The sequence below is a fragment of the Mycobacterium sp. SMC-8 genome, assembly GCF_025263565.1.
Classification (GTDB): Bacteria; Actinomycetota; Actinomycetes; order Mycobacteriales; family Mycobacteriaceae; genus Mycobacterium.
On sequence record NZ_CP079865.1, the window covers coordinates 2,507,971 to 2,526,200 of the forward strand.

General features: G+C 64.4%; 8 protein-coding genes and 1 pseudogene. 3 read left to right on the forward strand and 6 right to left on the reverse strand.

The window, feature by feature from the left end:
• Positions 1-65: 65 nt before the first annotated feature.
• From KXD97_RS12295 to KXD97_RS12310, 4 genes are all read right to left on the reverse strand, one after another.
• Positions 66-1,379, reverse strand: coding sequence for an IS256 family transposase (locus tag KXD97_RS12295; protein ID WP_260757050.1), 1,314 nt, complete (start codon positions 1,377-1,379; stop codon positions 66-68).
• A 171-nt stretch (positions 1,380-1,550) separates the two neighbouring features.
• A complete protein-coding gene (locus KXD97_RS12300; RefSeq protein WP_260757051.1) occupies positions 1,551-1,976 on the reverse strand; it encodes an FYVE zinc finger domain-containing protein in 426 nt (141 codons plus the stop codon).
• 169 nt (positions 1,977-2,145) lie between these two features.
• Positions 2,146-3,504, reverse strand: coding sequence for an IS1380 family transposase (locus tag KXD97_RS12305; RefSeq protein ID WP_313901315.1), 1,359 nt, complete (start codon positions 3,502-3,504; stop codon positions 2,146-2,148).
• A 92-nt stretch (positions 3,505-3,596) separates the two neighbouring features.
• On the reverse strand, positions 3,597-9,632 hold the full coding sequence (locus KXD97_RS12310; protein ID WP_260757052.1) for an SNF2-related protein: 6,036 nt from the start codon (positions 9,630-9,632) through the stop codon (positions 3,597-3,599).
• Between the two features lie 41 nt (positions 9,633-9,673).
• On the opposite strand from KXD97_RS12310, the gene KXD97_RS12315 reads away from it, so the two are divergent.
• A protein-coding gene (locus KXD97_RS12315) for an IS3 family transposase (protein WP_260757937.1) occupies positions 9,674-10,899 on the forward strand; the annotation gives its coding sequence in 2 pieces (ribosomal slippage) (positions 9,674-9,905 and positions 9,905-10,899; 1,227 coding nt in all).
• A gap of 68 nt (positions 10,900-10,967) precedes the next feature.
• Here KXD97_RS12315 and KXD97_RS12320 read toward each other — a convergent pair.
• Entirely contained in the window at positions 10,968-15,779 is a 4,812-nt protein-coding gene (locus KXD97_RS12320; protein ID WP_260757053.1) for a RecQ family ATP-dependent DNA helicase, read from the reverse strand.
• 366 nt (positions 15,780-16,145) lie between these two features.
• Here KXD97_RS12320 and KXD97_RS12325 point away from each other — a divergent pair, with 366 nt between their 5' ends.
• Entirely contained in the window at positions 16,146-16,721 is a 576-nt protein-coding gene (locus tag KXD97_RS12325; RefSeq protein ID WP_260751629.1) for a DUF6431 domain-containing protein, read from the forward strand.
• A gap of 193 nt (positions 16,722-16,914) precedes the next feature.
• Positions 16,915-17,788: pseudogene (locus KXD97_RS12330) on the forward strand (IS5 family transposase).
• Here KXD97_RS12330 and KXD97_RS12335 read toward each other — a convergent pair.
• Positions 17,785-18,162, reverse strand: coding sequence for a hypothetical protein (locus KXD97_RS12335; protein WP_260757054.1), 378 nt, complete (start codon positions 18,160-18,162; stop codon positions 17,785-17,787). The pseudogene KXD97_RS12330 and the gene KXD97_RS12335 sit on opposite strands and share 4 nt — an antisense overlap.
• Positions 18,163-18,230: the final 68 nt, after the last annotated feature.

The following is an 18,230-nucleotide window of genomic DNA, read 5'->3' on the forward strand; positions in this document are numbered from 1 at the left end:
CGGGCGGGTCTGCTGCACCATCAGGTGAAAGAGAGGAATTGTCAATACCTGTGGATCGGGGTGTTTCAGGCGACCTCCGTTCCGGTGTGTTGATCGCCGTCTGACGGTGGTGCCGGCGGGGTGATGTCGGTGGGCCGTTCGAGCAGTTTGCCTTTGTGGAAGACCGCTCCCGCGCGTACCAGGGCGACCAGATGCGGGGCGTTGACGGCACGCCAACGGGCTTGGGCTGTGTCGATCAGCTTATAGGCCATCGCCAATCCAGCGGCCCGTGATCCCGGCCCCTTGGTGACCTTCGTCCTCAAACGCACTGTGGCGAAGGTGGATTCGATCGGATTCGTGGTACGCAGGTGAATCCAGTGCTCGGCCGGGTACTTGTAGAACTCCAGCAGCACATCGAGGTCGTCGACGATCTTGGCAACCACTTTCGGGTACTTCGCGCCGAAGGCAACCTCGAACGCCTTGACCGCAACCTGAGCCTTGTCGATGTCCTCGGCGTTGTAGATGTCCTTCATTGCCGCCAGCGCGGCCGGATGCGCCGACTTCGGCAGTGCGGAAAGGACATTGGCCTGCTTATGGAACCAGCAGCGCTGCTCTCGGGTCTTCGGGAACACCTCCCGCACCGCCTTCCAGAACCCGAGTGCACCGTCACCGACGGCCAACACCGGGGCGGTCATCCCACGGCGTTTGCAGTCACGCAGCAAATCCGCCCAAGACTCCGTGGACTCCCGATAGCCGTCGGTGATCGCGACGAGCTCCTTGCGGCCGTCGGCGCGCACGCCGAGCATCACCAGCAGGCACAGCTTCTCCTGGTCCAGACGCACCTTGAGGTGAATGCCATCGACCCACAGGTAGACGTAATCGGTGCCCGACAGATCCCGGCGCCCGAACGCCGCCGCCTCGTCCTGCCACTGGCTGGTCAGCCGGGTAATCGTCGAGGCCGACAACCCCGCCCCCGAGCCCAGGAACTGCTCGAGTGCGGGCCCGAAGTCACCGCTGGACAGGCCGTGCAGATACAGCAGCGGCAACACCTCACTCATCTGCGGAGACTTGCGCGCCCACGCCGGCAGGATCGCCGAGGAGAACCGGTGCCGCTCGCCGGAATCGGGGTCGACACGGCGATCGTTGACCCGCGGCGCTTTCACCTCGACGGCCCCGGCTGCGGTCAGCACCTCCCGCGGCTGGTGATAGCCATTGCGGACCACCAACCGATGACCGCTCTCGTCACGCTGATCAGCGAACGCGGCGACGTACGCGGCGACCTCGGCCTGCAGGGCAGCGGCCAGCATCTGCCGGGCGCCGTCGCGGACGATCTCGTCCAACAACGACCGGCCGGCCTCGCTGGCGTTGGCCTCCTCGGCATCGTGAACTACGGTGAGCATGGGCGTACCTTCCCAACCAGCGCGCCAACGCCGGTCTTGATCGAATACCTGATTCCGTGATGATCATCCTCGGGAAGGTGCGCCCACTTTCAGGCCACCTCGCCGAGCCTCATCCACAGGTATTGATCATTGCTCGGTGAAAGATGTCACCTATTCATGCAGCAGACCCGTTTAGTTATTGGCGGTCAGACGTTCATCCAGGAAAGCGTTGACGGATGGATTCGCGATCACCTGGCTATCACCGTCGGCTTTCTTGCGTGTCCAATGCTTCTTGGACCGTTCGACGACCACCGTGTGCTGCGCGTCGGCGCCGATTAGCATCCGTCGCGTTGACAGAAGCCGGCCGTGCTCGCGAGCCTCACTGCGCGTCGGAGGGCGCATCGCAGTGCACGCCGGGCATAGCCACAGGTTGGCGTGCGGCTCGCTTACGCAGCCCTTGCAGATGTTGATCCCGCAACTGTCGCATGCAACCGCTTTGTCGAGACACACGGCGCAGGTCGTACCGCCGCAGTAGCTACAGGACTCGAAGTTTGTGCCGAAGTGGCCCTCTCGGTCGATCGCGCCGGAATCGAACAGGTACCCCGTGCTGGCATTCACTCGCCTGGCCTCCGTCTGCCCGGCCGCTAGCCTCGATCTTTCACGTGGCGGGTAGTTGAGGTCTTTTCGTGGCGTGGGTGGGCGGTTCTGACGTGGGCGGCCTGGGGTTCCGGCGTTGCGTCTCGCCGGTGCTCCTGGGTCCTTTGCTCGTCGGAATGGTTTCTGTGTTTTAGGTGGGTTGCAGTGCGGTCCAGCCGAATTCGATGAGGTCGCTCCACGGCCAGCCTCTTGGCAGCCGTAGGTAGCGGCGACGCCCTGAGGTGATGATGCGTCCGGCGACGGCAAGCAGGCGCAGGCGTAGTCGTTTGGGTTCCCAGCCTCTGGCCGGGTGGCCGGTGAAGGCCAGGACTTGGGTCCAGACCAGCAGGTCAGCGGCCAGCAGGGTGATCTCCAGCCAGATCTGATTCTGGGCGAACCCGTGAAACGGCAGGTTGGTCAGTCCGGTGTCTTTGAGGTTGCGGATGCGGTCTTCCGCGCGGGCGCGTTGACGGTGCCGGACTTCGAGATCGCAGATCGACCAACCGCGGGTGTTGGTCGCAAAGCACGTGATCCGCCACCCGTTGTCATCGGTCAGGCGCAACTGCGCGCCGGGATGGGGACGTTCTCGGCGGGCGATGACCCGCATCCCTGCCGGCCAGCCTTTCAGCGTGTCGGGCAGGTAGCGGGTCAACTCAGCGACCTGGGCGCCCTCGCGTGGTGTGCCGTCGCCGTCGAGGGCAGCCCGCCACGCCCGCCGCGGGACCCGGCGCAGCGCTTCGACGATCGGGGGCATGCCGTAGAACCCGACTGAGTACTGCAGTCCCAGGTCGGTGATGTGGTGCAGGAAGTCCTTGACCCCGCCACCGGTGTCGGTGCGCACCAGCACCCGGGCCCGTTCGGGTTCGGGCAGTTGGGCCAACGCGGCATCCAGGACACTGATGTGGTCAGCAGCGCTGTTGGAGCCGGCTGAGCCGGGTCGCAGCAACCCGACCAGGGCTTCACCGGATCCGTGGCTGCCGTGGTCGACGAAGGCGAGCATGGGATGAAACCCGTATCCGTACTTGAAGGTTGGGGTGGCGCCCTGTTTGTCGCTGTGGGCGGTCACCAGGGTGGCGTCCAGATCGACGATGACCTGGCTGCCTGAGGTACCGGCCAGCGGTTGCTGGCGCCGCCATATGTGCGCGCGGGCTGCTGCCCGGGCCGCGCGGATCGCCGCAACGGCGGCATCGACGTCGCCGGCCAGCGTGGCGATCAGACGTGACACGGTGGCATCGGAGGCCACCGCCCCGAACAGCTCGGGCTGAGCACGCACCACCGCGATATCGGCGGCACAGTCACCGCCGAGTGCCACCGCGATCGCGACATCGGTGAGCACCTTGGCCGGGTCGTGCAGGGTTCGTGGTGCCCGCCACCGCTTCAAGACCTCTGACATGGCCTTTTCCAGTCCCGAGACGTGCAGCGTCCGAGCCAACAGCAGCCCGCCGGCCGACGAGACCAACGACTCGCGACCTGAATCCACCAGCAGAGAACGAACCGCGCTACGCTTCACCTACGGAGTGCCTTCCCGCTTTGTGAACATGGACCCTAGACAAGTCACATTTTCTCAAACAGGACAGGCACTTCCGTGCATTACAGGTCGTGTCAACAGCCTATTTCACGAAACGTCGAGGCTAGGGTGCGTTCGTACAGCCAGTCGTGACCGTCCTCGACGGTGACGAGCTGCTCGACGCGTGCGCCGATCTCCAGCTGGCTCCAAGCTTTCGTCGGCTGGAAAGCCTGAGCCAGGTTGATCCGGACCCGATCGGGAAGCTTTTCCAGCTGCGGTGTCCTAACCTCAACCGGCGGGTTCCACGCCACACGCGCAGCCCCCGACACATCGGTACCACCTCTGGGCGCACTATTCAGTGCGCCGATCGGATCCACCGTCACGGAGGACTGCACTGCATTGGTCACGGTGGACAGTCGTACCTGATGCGGGTCAGTGAACACGCTGACCGCATCAGCATCCCCCAAGCCCAGCCACCGAGACAAAGCCGTTGCCGCGGGCGCACTCTCGGACCTGTTGATCGCGTACCAAGTGGTCTGCTCTCCGATACGGAGACCAAGCACAGTCAGCGATGCCAACTCGACGATCGCGGCCTCGGCCATCGGTGTGCCATAGCTGACTGCGAGTGCCCGGACCGCGGGGAGCGGCTCCCAGTCCTCGCGGATCCATTGCGGCATGGCCGTTGTTGATGCCCATATTGCTGTCGATTCCTGGGCTACCGAGTGTTCGACGATGGTTCGGCATAGGCCTTGGGTGGAGACGCCGATGGTGTAACCGAAGCGTTCCCACGAGATCTCAAGGTCGGAAGGCGGCGTCGTTGGCATGGCCGCGAATTCGCGAGCCAACCGTGGCGGCGTGGCCGGCGTCGGAGTCGGCTCTTGCCTCGGCGGCGGAAACTCTGAAGAGATGATGCGGATCAGATCCCCAACGGGGCTATCGAATTCCTGGGTTCCAGTACCCGATGCCTGCAACGCGTCGACCGACCAAACCGGACGATACGTGCGCTCGGAACTGACAACAAAGCGCGTAACGTCGGGGGGCGCTTCGGGTTCGAGGTTTTGCACTTTGGGCGCGACCGTGGCGTCCAGGATGCCGCTCGCTGCCAAGGCCAATCGGTCAGCGTCGTCAAGAGTGCTCTTGCCGAATACTTTCCAGGAATCGACAGAGTTATTGCGGACAATGGCCTGTTCGCAGCTGTCACCGCGCTTGACGAGGACGACATCGGCATCGGTGTCGGAGCCGATACGGAGGTCGACGCCCGACAGGGCAAGCAAGGAGGGAAGCGATGCACGCTGGGCATCGGCAGGGGCGTCGAGGCGCGCGCAGGCAGGACATCTGTCCTCAACCCGGCAGTTGCCACACACCGTTCGGTCACACATCGGACATGCGGTGACTTCGGGATCACGTCCGCAGTCTGCGCATGAATGATCCCCGCACAACACGCAGGCAGTGGCCGACACGGTATGCCCGGTAGCGAGGCAACGGCGACAGACCGCAGCGGAGCACCCGGGGCAGTCCGACAGCGCCTGCTGCCCTAGCTCATCGCAGGACGGGCACGCCCAGGAATGACACGAGCCGCACAGCGCCGCGGTGCCGCCCGGGTAGAAGTGGCCATCGCGGCAGACACCGAAGTCGGTTTCCGGCAGGCCCAGCGGGCTGCGCGGCTTGCCGTCGAAGGTCCGGTACGTGTGAACGGCGGTGCCGTGCCCACGCCACATTTCCTTGACTTCCAGCCCGTTGCGCAGTGACGCGGTGAAGGGGCGCCTCGCTTTGGTCAGAAGTGCGGCACACAACTCTGTCGGTAATGGGTGAGTCGCCTTTGCGAGTGCGCGGTTCGGATGGAGTCCGAGTCTGCCCAATGATTCATCGTCAGGTGATTCAAGTTCGAATCCGGGCGCCAAGCCGACAGGTTCCGCGACGGTGTGAAGCTCACGTTCGACAAGGGTGCACTCGCTCGGCGAAGGGAACGGCGCAGTGATGGACGTTACTTCGTTAATGCGCTTGCCGAGTCTCCCGCCGGGCATTTTGATCGAGTTGAGGTAGTCGAAGCAGGAGATCTCGTAAGCAAGGTTCCTGCCGTCCGGGCATGCGGTCCATGTATCGGGTTGCGTCTTCCCGTCCGTCGACACAGAGACAAGTACTGCCTCATTTCGAGCCTGCAGCGAAATTCGTGTCCCAGCGAGGACTGCGTGGCCGATTGTTGGACTGTCGAGGGTTGGTTTCGTCCACTGGATCGCTTCGAACTGGCGATCGGCAACGGAGATGCTGCCGTCATCCTCGACCATGGACACCTCTTTGGCGAGACCGTCTGCTTCGAGGTAGATGTCCGTGAAGCTGGAGCGACGTGTGACCATCACCGTGGGCGGCGCCGGGGGTGGTGCGTCCGATCGGAGTTTGTGCAGCAGCTTCCCTAAACTCATTGCGCGTTCGGGCGTTACAACTGCATCGTCGAGCTTCGGAATGTCGGTGATTGCTGCAGCATCTATGGCCGAGCCCAGCGCCGCCGCGATACTGAACTCTGTCTCAACTGCTGATGTCGAACTGAGCCGCGCACGGGTGCGGTCTTGTGCATCGCGACGCCCGATGAGCTTGCGTAGCGTGACGCCGCAGTCGAGTGGCAGTCCGTTTGTCAAGGCGTATGACCGCATCCGCTTCCGGTTCGGGTCATCGATATCCTCGTTGCGAACGACAGTGTGCGACGATCCGTCCGGCCGGTGCAGTTCAGCAACGCGGTTGCCGACCAGCAGGGTAGTTCCGCCGTTTAAACGCCAACCGACCACGAAATCACTGTCCAACTCAGGCACCCGCTGCGGGGATGCGCACCCGCTGCACAGTCCGCCGCCGGCAGCACGGCAGGCACCACAGCTAGCCAGTCCGCAGACCGGGCAGTCGGCGAACACGGCATCTTCACCGCAGGCCCTGCAGAGCACGTGATCACACGACTCGCAGTACTGCGTCTCCGATTCGTCGACGCAATGCGAGTCCGAGCACAACGCCAGCACCTCGATCGGGTCACCGGACGCATCGCTTTCGACCAGCGGCGGCTCCGGATCCTCCCACTCGTAGGTCAAAGTGGTTTCCGAGTCGTTGGGGCCGGTCCAGGTTTCCTCCACCAGCCAGTCATCTTCATCGAGGGTGAGTGCGAGCATCTTGGCCCGAGCACGCACGTCCGGAACCCGGCTGAGGCGCTTCTCTTCCGAATCCAACGCGCGCTGCAGTCGGATACTGTCCTCGTAGGAGGCTTCGTAAATCTGCGCGGTGTATCCGGTACGGATACGTGTCAGCTCAGCGGCCTGATCGGCTTCCACCTTCTCCGACAGGTCGCGCCGCAGCTTCTCCAATTGACTGGTCGCCGCTTTCTCGAACGCAGCGATCACCTCGGTCGGGGTACCGAATGCCGCGGGAAGGGTTTCGCCGTCCTGCAATGGTCTGCGGGGGAGCCGCACTTCGTGGTGACCGTTGATGTCCGCCGTCAGCAGATGCTCTGTCGTCTCGCTCTCACCCACCGCCGCACGGAACGTTGCCTGCCCGCTCCACGAACCCGAGGGGACAAGACGCCTACGCAACAACGTCACGTTGGCAGCGCGATTGAGCGGGCTGTCACCGATGTCGTCCGGAACCACCGGCACGGTTGCGTGCATATCGCCACGCATGCGAAGCAACCCGAGGATCTCGTCGAACACCGGTGAGCCGACGGCGCACAGCTCGGCATCCGGATGGTGCTCCATGCCGATGCGGTCGAACGCGAGGTGCATCAGCGTGCGGCCGTCGAGTTCCTGTTCGTACTCTTCGTCGAACTGCGCGGTGATGAAAGCCCCATCGCCCTCACCTGTGTCATGCAGCAACTCCGCGCCAAGGGCTTTGAGGACATTGCGGGTCCAGTTCTGAACTCGACGCTGCCGCATACGTGCGCGTTCACTCACCTCCGGCGCCAGGTCGCTGGATCCCGCCTTGGACAGACCCTTTCGATGCTCGAATGCCGAGGCCATCCAGTTGCTCAGGCCGCTGTCAGCAGCGATGAGTGTGGAGGCGCTTTCGCGAGCCTGTGCCAGCTCGGTGCCGAGTTGGCCCAAAAGGTTCTGCATCTTCTTGTCGTTGTCCGCGAAAAGTGCTTCGAGAATTCGAGTTTCGAAGCTGGCGGACTTCGAATCGTCGAGTTCGCCGAGGATCGTGGTGACCTGGCCGAACAACAGCTCGAACATTCGTAGCTTCTCGGCGAGCAGGCGATACACGCTCTCGTCGATGGTGCCCTGCGCGTACAGATTCGCGATGAACACCTCGTCCTTGGGCTGGGTGAGGCGGTCGACGCGGCCGATCCGCTGTTCGATCCGCATCGGATTCCAGGGCAGGTCGAAGTTGAGCACGCAGTTGCAGAACTGGAGGTTCTGGCCCTCGGCACCCGCGTCGGTCGAGATCATCACTGGCGCCTCGCCTGACCGGAATGCGGCGATCGTGGCCGCGCGTTCACCGGCAGACATCGACCCATGGAACGAGCGCGCGGTGATCCCCTCGACCTCCATGCGGCGAAGGAGACCGGTCACGGTGTCGGTGTGCTGGGTAAAGATCAGGACTCGGCCGTGCTCCTTAAGCCACTTGTGGGTGATTTCGACGGCGGTGTTCTCACGTGCGGAATCGTTGATGTCCATCGCGAGGTGGCCGACTTCGGTGAGCACTGCTCGCACCTTGGGGTCGGGATGCCTCTCGGCCATCCTCAGCGCGGTGGTCCCCATCGAGAACGGGCTGGCCGTGAGCCGGAGTGCGAGGCTGCGTCGGCGCATGGTGTCACTGGGGTCGGTCATCACGCTGCGCAGCAGGTTCGTGCAGAGCGCGTAGAGCTCACGCTCGCGGGGCGCGAGCGTCACCGGCACGTCGACTGCGCGGCGGGTGACACGATCGACCCCGGCCTGCGCACGGGTCGTGCGGATCATCGCGCTGCTGATCAAACGTCGCAGTGCCGCAGGATCATTCGGGGTGCGTGGGTCGTATCCCCGCATGAACTGCCGCTTGAAATCCTGCACAGACGTGAAGGTGCCGGGGCGCAGCAGCTCGACCAGCCGATAGAGCTCCAGCAGATCGTTCTGGACCGGAGTGGCGGTGAGGAACAGGGCATACCGACACGCCGTCGTGAGAGAGGTGATGAACTCGCGGGTTTTCCGGGCGCCGGCACCGGCGGCGCGGTGCGCCTCGTCGACGATGACGATGTCCCAGGGTTCCGCGGTCAGTTTCGAAGCTGACCGAAGTCCGAGTTGCAGGCTCATGATCAGCTTGTCCTGCTTATGAACATCGGGACCGCGGAGGGCTACCTCGAAGTTCAGGTCGAACTTCTGGTGCATCTCCTCGCGCCATTGCTCGCGCAGCGGAGCGGGGCACAGGATGAGCACCCGTCTCGCCAAACCCCGCAGGGTGAGTTCCTTGACCGCCAGGCCGGCTTCGATGGTCTTACCGAGACCGACCTCATCGGCGAGGACAGCGCGACCGCGCAGACGCGACAACGCATGTCGGGCGACGGCCTCCTGGTGAGGCATACGGTCGACGTTGGCGACGTCGACAGCCAGCAGTTCCTCGAAATCATCGAGCGTGGCAAGTTCTTCACCTTGCAGCCGAAGCTCGACCAACTCGAGGTCGTCGAAGCCTGCGGCCTTGAGTTGTTCGCTGAGCAGGACCCGTGCGTCCCTGAGGAAGCCGATCGCTCTGCCGCCGCCCGCTGACCAGTCGTACTCGTTGTCTGCGTGGAACTGACGATCAACTGTCCGGCGTCGCGCAACCTTCGCCGCCACCGTCTTGTTCTGGATCGGAGTGATTGGTGGCGGCGTGTGGATGGTGAGCATCGGTGAGCCTGGTGGCAACAGTTGCAGGCGATAGACGTCGCCGACCAGACGTAGACGCAGCAGGCCGCCGTCTTGGCCGTAGTCCTGCATCCGTTCGGTCAGCATGTCCCCGGTCAGCTGTCGGCTCTTGCCGCTCCATTGGGCGTGGAAGGTCTCGCTGTCCAGTTCGAGGGCGAGTGTGGTGCTGTGCGCGGGCAGCATGAGTGCCTCACGTTCCCGTTCGGTGAGTGAGAGCTTGATCCGCCCCGGCGTGTCCGGAGAGTTCTTCTGTTGGGAAGGATGGGCACGTGGGAACGAAGTCATCGAAGCGGTATCCAGACGAGCTGAAGGCGCGAGCGGTGCAGATGGTGGCCGATCTGCGCAGCGACACGGTCTCGGAGTGGGAGGCGATGGGCCGGGTTGCTGATCTGCTGGGCGTCGGTACCGCCGAGACGGTGCGCAAATGGGTCCGCCAGGCCGAGATCGACGCCGGAGATCGGGCTGGGCAGACCAGCGAGGAATCCGAGGTCCTGCGCAAGCTGCGCCGGGAGAACGCCGAACTCAAGCGGGCCAACGCGATTTTGAAGGCGGCGTCGGTTTTCTTCGCTGCCGAGCTCGACCGGCCGTCTCAGTAGTCGTGGAGTTCATCAGCGCCCACCAGCACATGCGTGTGGGCGCTGATGGTCTCAAGTGGGGTGTCGAGTCGATGTGCGCCGTGCTCTCGGAGTTCGGCGTCGTGATCGCCCCGTCGACGTATTACGCCCACCGCGCCCGCCGTGGCCCCTCGAAGGCGGACTGGACTGATGCGCAGGTGATCGACGCCATCTGGCGGCTGCGCCGATCCAACAAGCTGTTCGCGGTTCTGGGTGCCCGTAAGACGTGGATTGTGTTGCGTACCAACGGACTCGATGTCTCACGGTGTGTTGTGGAGCGGGTCATGCGGGAGATGGGTTGGCGGGGTGCGTGCAAGCGCCGCCGGGTGCGCACCACCATTGCTGATCCGGCAGCAACGCGAGCTCCGGATCGGGTCGCGCGGCATTTCGTCGCCGGCGCGCCGGACCGTTTGTGGGTGGCCGATTTCACGTACTGCCGGACCCGTGCCGGCTGGGCCTACACAGCGTTCGTGACCGACGTCTACGCCCGCAAGATCGTAGGCTGGAAGGTGGCCACCGAGATGACCCAGAAGCTGGTGACCGATGCGATCAACCACGCCATAGATACCAGGAAGCGTTCTGGTGCAACATTTTTGGATGATCTGATCCATCACAGCGATGCGGGCTCTCAATATACGGCGGTAGCGTTCACTGAACACTTGGCCGCTGAAGGGATCCTGCCCTCAGTCGGATCGGTGGGCGATAGCTTCGACAACGCCTTGGCCGAATCGGTGAACAGCAGCTACAAGACCGAACTCATCGACCACCAGCCGCCGTATCCCGGTGCCGCCGACCTCTCGCTGGCAACCGCCGAATGGGTGGCTTTCTACAACCGGCAGCGACCGAATGGCTACTGCCAGGACCTGACTCCGGACCGGGCCGAAGCCCTCTATTACCATCGCCAACGGCACCCTCATACCGAGGAGGCACTCAGATAAGAGAACCTCCCGACATGCCGGGGTGGATCAGCTCGCCCGATTCGAGGAGCTGGTGGGTGATCCGCTTCTCAAGCATCCTGTGTCACCGTGATTCCGAGTGTTTGGGCGCCGCGTGGCGTGAGGGCGAGGCTTTGGTAGGGCGTGCGGGTGGACTCCCGTTCCACGGTGCGCCGGTCGATCAATCCATCGGTGAGGAGCTTCTCCACTGCTGTATTCCAACGTTTCTCGCCGTTGCGCACGTGGCGCAGAGCTCCGAACTGGGGGCAACTCAGGACACCCGCGCCGAGCGGTCTGCCCTCGCCGAGCGATTCCAGACCCAGTACTGCGGCACGCAGGCTGGCTTCGCCGTAAGCACCCTTCTTGAAGGCCGATGCCCACCCCACAGCCTGCAAGACGGTCAGCTCGGCATTCACGAGCAGTTCCGGGTCGGGGACCATGTGGTCGGGCAGCGCTGCCCACTGTGGTGGCTCGTCGTTGCACCGGTCGCACGCGACGATGTCCCGGCTGGCGCAGTCGGCGACGGTGTCACCGAAATGCTGCCCGATGGCGATCCGACGGCACGACGCGGCTTGTTCGGCGTACTCGATCATCGCCTGCAGGCGGCGTTGCTGCCAATGCTTCCATCGGGTGGACTCGCGTTCCAGCGTATGTCGCGGGGCGGCGCGGGACAGCAGACGGACCCGGCGCAGCCGGCGAGAGCTGGAGAAGGTGACGAACCGGTCCAGGGACCAGTCGATCAGCTTCTGTTCCAGCTGATCTGGGTCGTAGCCACGTTCATCGCGGAGCTGGTGGAAGTCCAGCTGCATGCGGACATTGGGCTTTGCGCGGTTTGCTTGGTAGAAGAGTTCGCGGAATAGACGTCGTTCCTCTTCGTGAGTTGGTTCTCGGGAACCGACTTCGACGGTGCCACGGGCGGAGCAGTCCAGGCCGAGTTTGAGTGCTCCGACCCGTTCGAGTTGGGCCAGGTGCACATTGACCTCGTCGTCGTCGATGCCGAGTTTGTCGGCCAGTTCGTCGACGTCGAAGACTCGACTGTCACCGCGCTCGGGGCACGTCCACAGCACCGTCAGGAGTTGTTGGGTGAGCTGTGCGTCGGTCTTCGACTCGTGTGCGTTGATCAGGCGGCGACGTCGGGCGATATCGCCCCGAGTGTAGAAAAGAACGCAATCGCCGGTGACGTGGGCGGCACGTGCGGCGCGGCCGGCTTCCTGAGCGTATCCGTCCAGGGAATCCGGAAGGTCGTAGTGGACCACCCACGCGATATTGGGTTTGTTGATGCCCATGCCGAAAGCCTTGGTGGCCACGATGATCCGGGTGGTGTCGGAGTCGAAGTCTTCTTGGACTGCATCGCGCTGTTCGGGGACCATGCCGGCGTGGTAGGCCCGGGCGGCATGACCTGCACGACGTAGCATGGCCGCGATCTCCTCGGCGAGTGCACGTTTGGTCACGTACACGATGCCGGCCTTGTCTTCGGACCAGGTCACGAAGCGGAGGAGCTCGCGGACCCGATCGCGTTCGTCGGCGCATCGGTGGACGCGGAAACGCAAGTTAGGGCGGTCACTGGGCTCCCGCACGACGGTCGGATCGAGCATGTCCATCGCCCCGATGATGTCGGTCTCCACTTCGGGCGTGGCCGTCGCGGTGAAGCCTGCGCGGGGTGGGCGAGTGTCGAAGGTCGCCACAGATGCGGGTACCTGGCGGAATTCGGGACGGAAGTCGTGCCCCCACACCGACACGCAGTGTGCCTCGTCGACCACGACGCGGTTGAGCTGTTGACGCCCCAATGCGCCGCGCAGGACCGGGTCTCGGGCCAGTCGCTCTGGAGAGACGTACAGCAGCCGGACCTGGCCATTGGCGGTGTCGCGCAGGATTTCTGTCTGTACCACTCGGGATGTGTTGCCGGTGATGCCCTGGACCGGACGGATACCACGGCGGCCGCGCAGGTCGTTGACCTGATCTTTGATGAGCGCGATAAGCGGTGAGACGACAACGGTGGCCCGGGCCTGGGGAGCGAGCAGCGCGGGCAGCTGGAAGCACAGTGACTTTCCAAAACCGGTGGGGAGCACGGCCATCACGTCACGGCCCTCGATGATCGCGCGCATCACGTCGAGCTGTTTGGGGTGCAGGTTGGTGATGCCGAACAGTTTCTCGGCGGCTTCGATGAGTTTCGCAGTCGGATCCTCGCCCTCGATGAGGCGCAGATTCTCCAGCAGCTGGCTGACGTCGTCTCGGCCGAAGGAAATGGCCGCGGTGAGATCGGGTGCTGTGCCGGTGACGAATTCGATAGCCGTCGTCCATGCGTCGTCACGGTCGACGGCCTCGTGGATTGCCGGACCGGGCAGGGACCCCAGCAGTACCCGCTGCGCCTGAGTCGGTGAATGCAGCCGGCGGTCGCAGATCAGCGCGGCGCCGATATCGCTCTCGGAGCGGATGAGCCGGCCGAAGCCCTGGGTGAACTGCATGGCGGTCATCGGCAGGACGTATTCGAGGAACGGATCACCGCCGCGTTCGGCTATGGCGCGTTGACGTGCAGAGACCAACGGATCGTCGGGGTGCGGATACGGTGGCTTCTCGATGAACAGATAGGACAGGGTTTCGCCGGGGGCGTCGAAACCCTCCCAGTACGACTTGAGCCCGTAGAGCACGGTGCCTGGTTCCGCGTTGAAACGATGCGATATCTGTGACCGGCCGTGTTCACCCTGGACGAGCAGTTCGACGCCGCGTTCGGCGAGTTCGGCCGCTTTGGCGCGGACCCCGTCGGCAACGATCTCCATACGGGTCCGCGCGGCGAAGAGCGTCAGCGTCTTCCCTCCGGACAGGGACAGGAACCCGGCCTGATCGGCAGCCATCTCTTCGCAGAACTCGCGTTCATTGACCGGGATCGGGATCGGTAAGTGGTTGGTGAGCACCACCTTCGACTGTTTTGCGTAGTCGAACGGGGATCGCAGCTGAAGTCCACGGAAGGTGCCATCCGCAGGTGCGCCGTCGATTGTGATTCCGAGTCGTGAGCTCAGGTAGTCGAAGCGCTTTTCCACGGTGAGCGTTGCCGAGCACAACACCGTGGAGTGCATCTTGTCGACCACATACTGCTGGAACTCGGGGAACACGTGGATTGGCAGGCGCTCAAACGCCCAGGCGTCCGGATCGTCCTCCTCGGCGGCGAGCCGGTACACCCAGAGGTGGCTGTCCGGGAGCGGTCCTAGTGTTTCGAGGATCGTGATGGCATTTTCGATCCGCTCGACGTGCCCGTTGAGGCGGCGTCGCGCGGATCCGACTCCCTTGACGTCGCTGAGCGACCTATCGAGCGTGGAGACCACTTTCGACAGTTGGATAAGGGCGTAGCGCAGTGCGGACGCCGATTGACGCAGTACCCGAAATTCTGGTCGGGCGTTGACGATTCCGTACTGCAGTACGGCCGCGTGTGCTCGGCCGCCGTACTCATGGAGATATGTGGATACGGCTTGAGTGAACTCGGTTCCGGCCGCGCGTATCACGTTGCAGCTGTTGGCGATATCGTCACTGGCCTGCTTCACCTCGGGATTCCCGCCCGCCCGGTCCCGGATATCGCGCATCATCCGGGCCCGCGGGTGTAGGGAGTTGACGACGATCTCGAGGTCGATGGCGTCGACGCGACCGGTCCATGCGGAGGTCAGCGAATCTTCGAGGGCATGCGCTTCGTCGAACACGACGTCGGCTCGGCGATCGGCGAGGATATCGCCGGGTGCCTGTGCGGCGGTGACCCAGGCCGCCATGAGGGCGTGGTTCACCGACACCACGCCGGGTGTGGTGGCGAGGTCCTCACTCTGCTGCACCACTGGGCAGATTTTGGCCCAGGTGCAACCGGCACGGTCGCAGCCCGCCGCGTTGGTGCGCAGGCGTGCGCGGGTGCGGGCGTACCGTGCGTCGGCGCGTTTGAGGACGTCGTCGGTGACGTCATCCCAGGTGCCCGTGGGGGATTGGGCTATGGCGCGGAAGGCGACAGCCAGGGCGAGGCCGGCGGTATCACGGTCGGACACGGCGTCTTCGAGTTCCCGTGCGCAGACGTAGTTGGCGACGCCTTGCAGCTGCCGGAACGGGGCGCCGAGGAGTCCCTCCTGCTGCAGGCGGGCGGCCTCGGCGCGTAACTGACCTTGCAGCGCTTTTGTTGCAGTCGCAATGATTACGGGTTGGCGGGGGCGTGAGGCGCGGGCGAGGGCCGGCAGCATGTAGGCCAGTGACTTACCGGTGCCTGTGGGGGCCTCGACCGCCAGGTTGCCCCCGCCGTCGAACACCTCGGCCACCGCGTGCGCCATTTCCTGCTGCGCGTGCCGTTCGCGGAGATTGCGGCGCTCGCGGAGCACGGGGAAGGTGTCGCGGGTACCCGACCACGCATCGGAGGCGGTGGGGCCTTTCGGCTGGAGGAGAGGGTCGGGTTCCCTGCGCAGAGTGGACAAGTCGGGCGGGCCCGACAGCGATGGCAGCAGTAAGGCGAGCGGGTTGCGGTGGGATTCGAGGATGGCGATCGTGAGCGGCCAGCTGGGTTCTGACATGTCGATGTCGGACAGCAGCGCGCGGATGACAGCCGCGGTTGCCGTCGCGTCCGCGTGGGCCCGATGCGCTTCTTCGTTGGTGACGCCGTAGCGCAGCGTGAGGTCGGCGAGCTGGCGGTTGGGCATCGCCACATCGACCAGAAGCGAGAGGTGAAGGCTGTCTGCACTCGGCGGGAACTGAGGGACAGCGAGCCCCTGACGTTTCGCGGCTTGTACGAGGAACGGTAGATCGAAGGCGAGCAGGTTGTGCCCGATCAGCAGGTCGACGTTTTGCAACCGGGTGGACAGGGTGTCGAGGGCCTGCGACAGCGTCACGGTCTCGCGGCTGGCCTGGCTGTCTGGCACCGCCACCTCGACATCCATCAGGGTGGTGCCGTCCAGCCGGACTAGGGCGTGTCTGCTTAATGTGAACGATGTTGTGCCTGATTGTTGACCGTCCCTCTGTGTGACGACCACGGCGGGGGTGATCGTCATTGAAGTTGTCGAAATCCCGGGTCGGGGACGGCGGTCGTCTGCATCATCAGCGTGCCCACGAACGGACCCCGCGCTGGTCTGCTCGCGCAGAGTCCATTTCGGCTCCGGCGCGATGCCGAATCCCGAGATCGTCACAATCGGTGACGGCGGACGCGTCGATTCTGCGGTCGCCCAACACGAACTGACCCCTATCCCGGTTCCCGGGTGATAGGTAAGGCTGGTGGATCATGGACTGGCTCTGCGGTGATCGTCGCGCGCACCGGCGAACTGGCCGAGAAACTGCTCGCCGCCGGCGAACTCCGCTGCCCGCGGTGCCGCGACGGCCAGCTGACTTCTTGGGGCTACGGCAGGCGGCGCTCCGTGCGCGATCACGACGGGACCACGATCACGGTGCGCCCCCGCCGCACGCGATGCCGGTCCTGCTCGTCAACGCATATCGTGATGCCCGCCGCTCTGCAGCCACGCCATGCCGACACCACCGCAGTGATTGGAACAGCATTGCTGCACAAAGCAAATGGACTCGGACACCGGCGTATCGCGGCGACCATGGGGCGGCCGGTGTCCACCGTGCGCCGCTGGCTTCGCCGACTACCGCCAGAGCACCTGGACCGTCTCGCACGCGACGGGACCGAGCAGCTGCTCGCCCTGGACCCCGACACGTTCACCGCGCTGCGCTACCGAGGGAACATGTTGCACCACGCGCTGTCGCTGTTGTCGGCAGCGGCCTACTGGGACCGCCGCCGCTACGCCCTCGGTGAGCCGCCGTGGACCCTGATCGGGATGTACACCCGCGGCCGCCTTCTGGCGCCACCCGGCTGACCCTCCGACGTCCCCGCGCTGCCGCCGGGGGCGTCATCACCATGCCTGCCGACAGTCGTCACCATGACGACCACCGCGTCGCCGCGACGATTACCCCGTCACAATGCAGACCGACCCCCGAAATCACGTCTGCATCCACAGTGACGCCATCGTCTGCATCCTGAGCGACGGCCAACAGCCTGATGCTGTTTAAGTGTTACGGACTGATGTGATTTCTGATGACTTGTGGTCGGTGATTGAGCCGGTACTGCCTTCGGGTCGACGGCGCGGGCGGCCGTGGAACGATCATCGGGTGACGCTGGAAGGAATTATCTGGCGTTACCGGACTGGATCTCCGTGGCGCGATCTGCCCGCGCAGTTCGGCGCCTGGCAGTCGGTGGCTGAACGTCACCTGCGGTGGTCCACCGACGGCACCTACGCGCAGATCTTCGCAGCGATCTCCCGTGACATCGATGTCGATGACGCTGACGCTGAGCTGGTCGAACTGCTGCTGGCGGTGGATTCGACCAGCGTGCGTGTACATCAGCATGCCGCTGGTGCCCGCCCTGGTCGCCACACAGGGGGATCTGTCGAATTACAACAAACACCCCGATGAGCCCGATGACCATGCCATCGGCCGTTCACGCGGCGGGCTGACAACGAAGATCCACGCGCTGGCCGATCAACGCTGCAGCGCGGTCACCATGGCACTGTCGCCGGGGCAAGCCGGCGACAACCCGATGCTGTGGCCACTGCTGACTGCCCATCAGGGCCCAAAGTTTCGGCTACTCGCCGATAAGGCGTACTCCCATGACTCGACCCGAGCCCGACTGCGCCAGCTCAAAATCGCCCACACCATTCCCGAGCGCAGCGACCAGATCGCCCGCCGAAAGAGCCGGGGAAGCAAAGGCGGACGGCCACCGGCGTTCTCCGGGCAAATCTATAAGCACCGCAACACCGTCGAGCGATCCTTCAACCGCTTCAAGCACTGGCGAGGTATCGCCACCCGATACGACAAATACGCGCTGAGCTACCTCGGGGGCGTCACCCTAGCTGCGATCATCATCTATCACCGCGTCCGCAATTAACAGACACTACCTAGAGCGATCTCGGTGACGAAGTCCGCGGCTCGGTTGAGACCGGTGGTCTCTATATCCAACACCGCCACACGGTCCAGCGGAACCCGTGCTGTCTCCGGGGAGTACCAGTGCTCGGGCTCGGGGATGTTGCGGGTCTCGGTCTCGTTCTTGTAGGCGACTGCGACACAGAGCAGCCCGTCGTCCGTGACGGCGAAGCGGTGCGGGAACCGGTCGGGCCACTGCTGGAGCCGCTCCAGGGGTTGGGCGAAACCTTCCTTCCGGAGCTGTTCTCTGAGGTCGGGTGCTGGCAGTGGGCCGTGCTCGGCGAGCAGGCGGTGTGCGGCCTCGGCGGCGGGTGGCAGGGGACGGTTGGGTGTACTCATCAACGGACCGACAACGCGCGGGGTCGATGGCGCCCGTCACCAGACCACTCTGTCCTCGCTGCACCGAT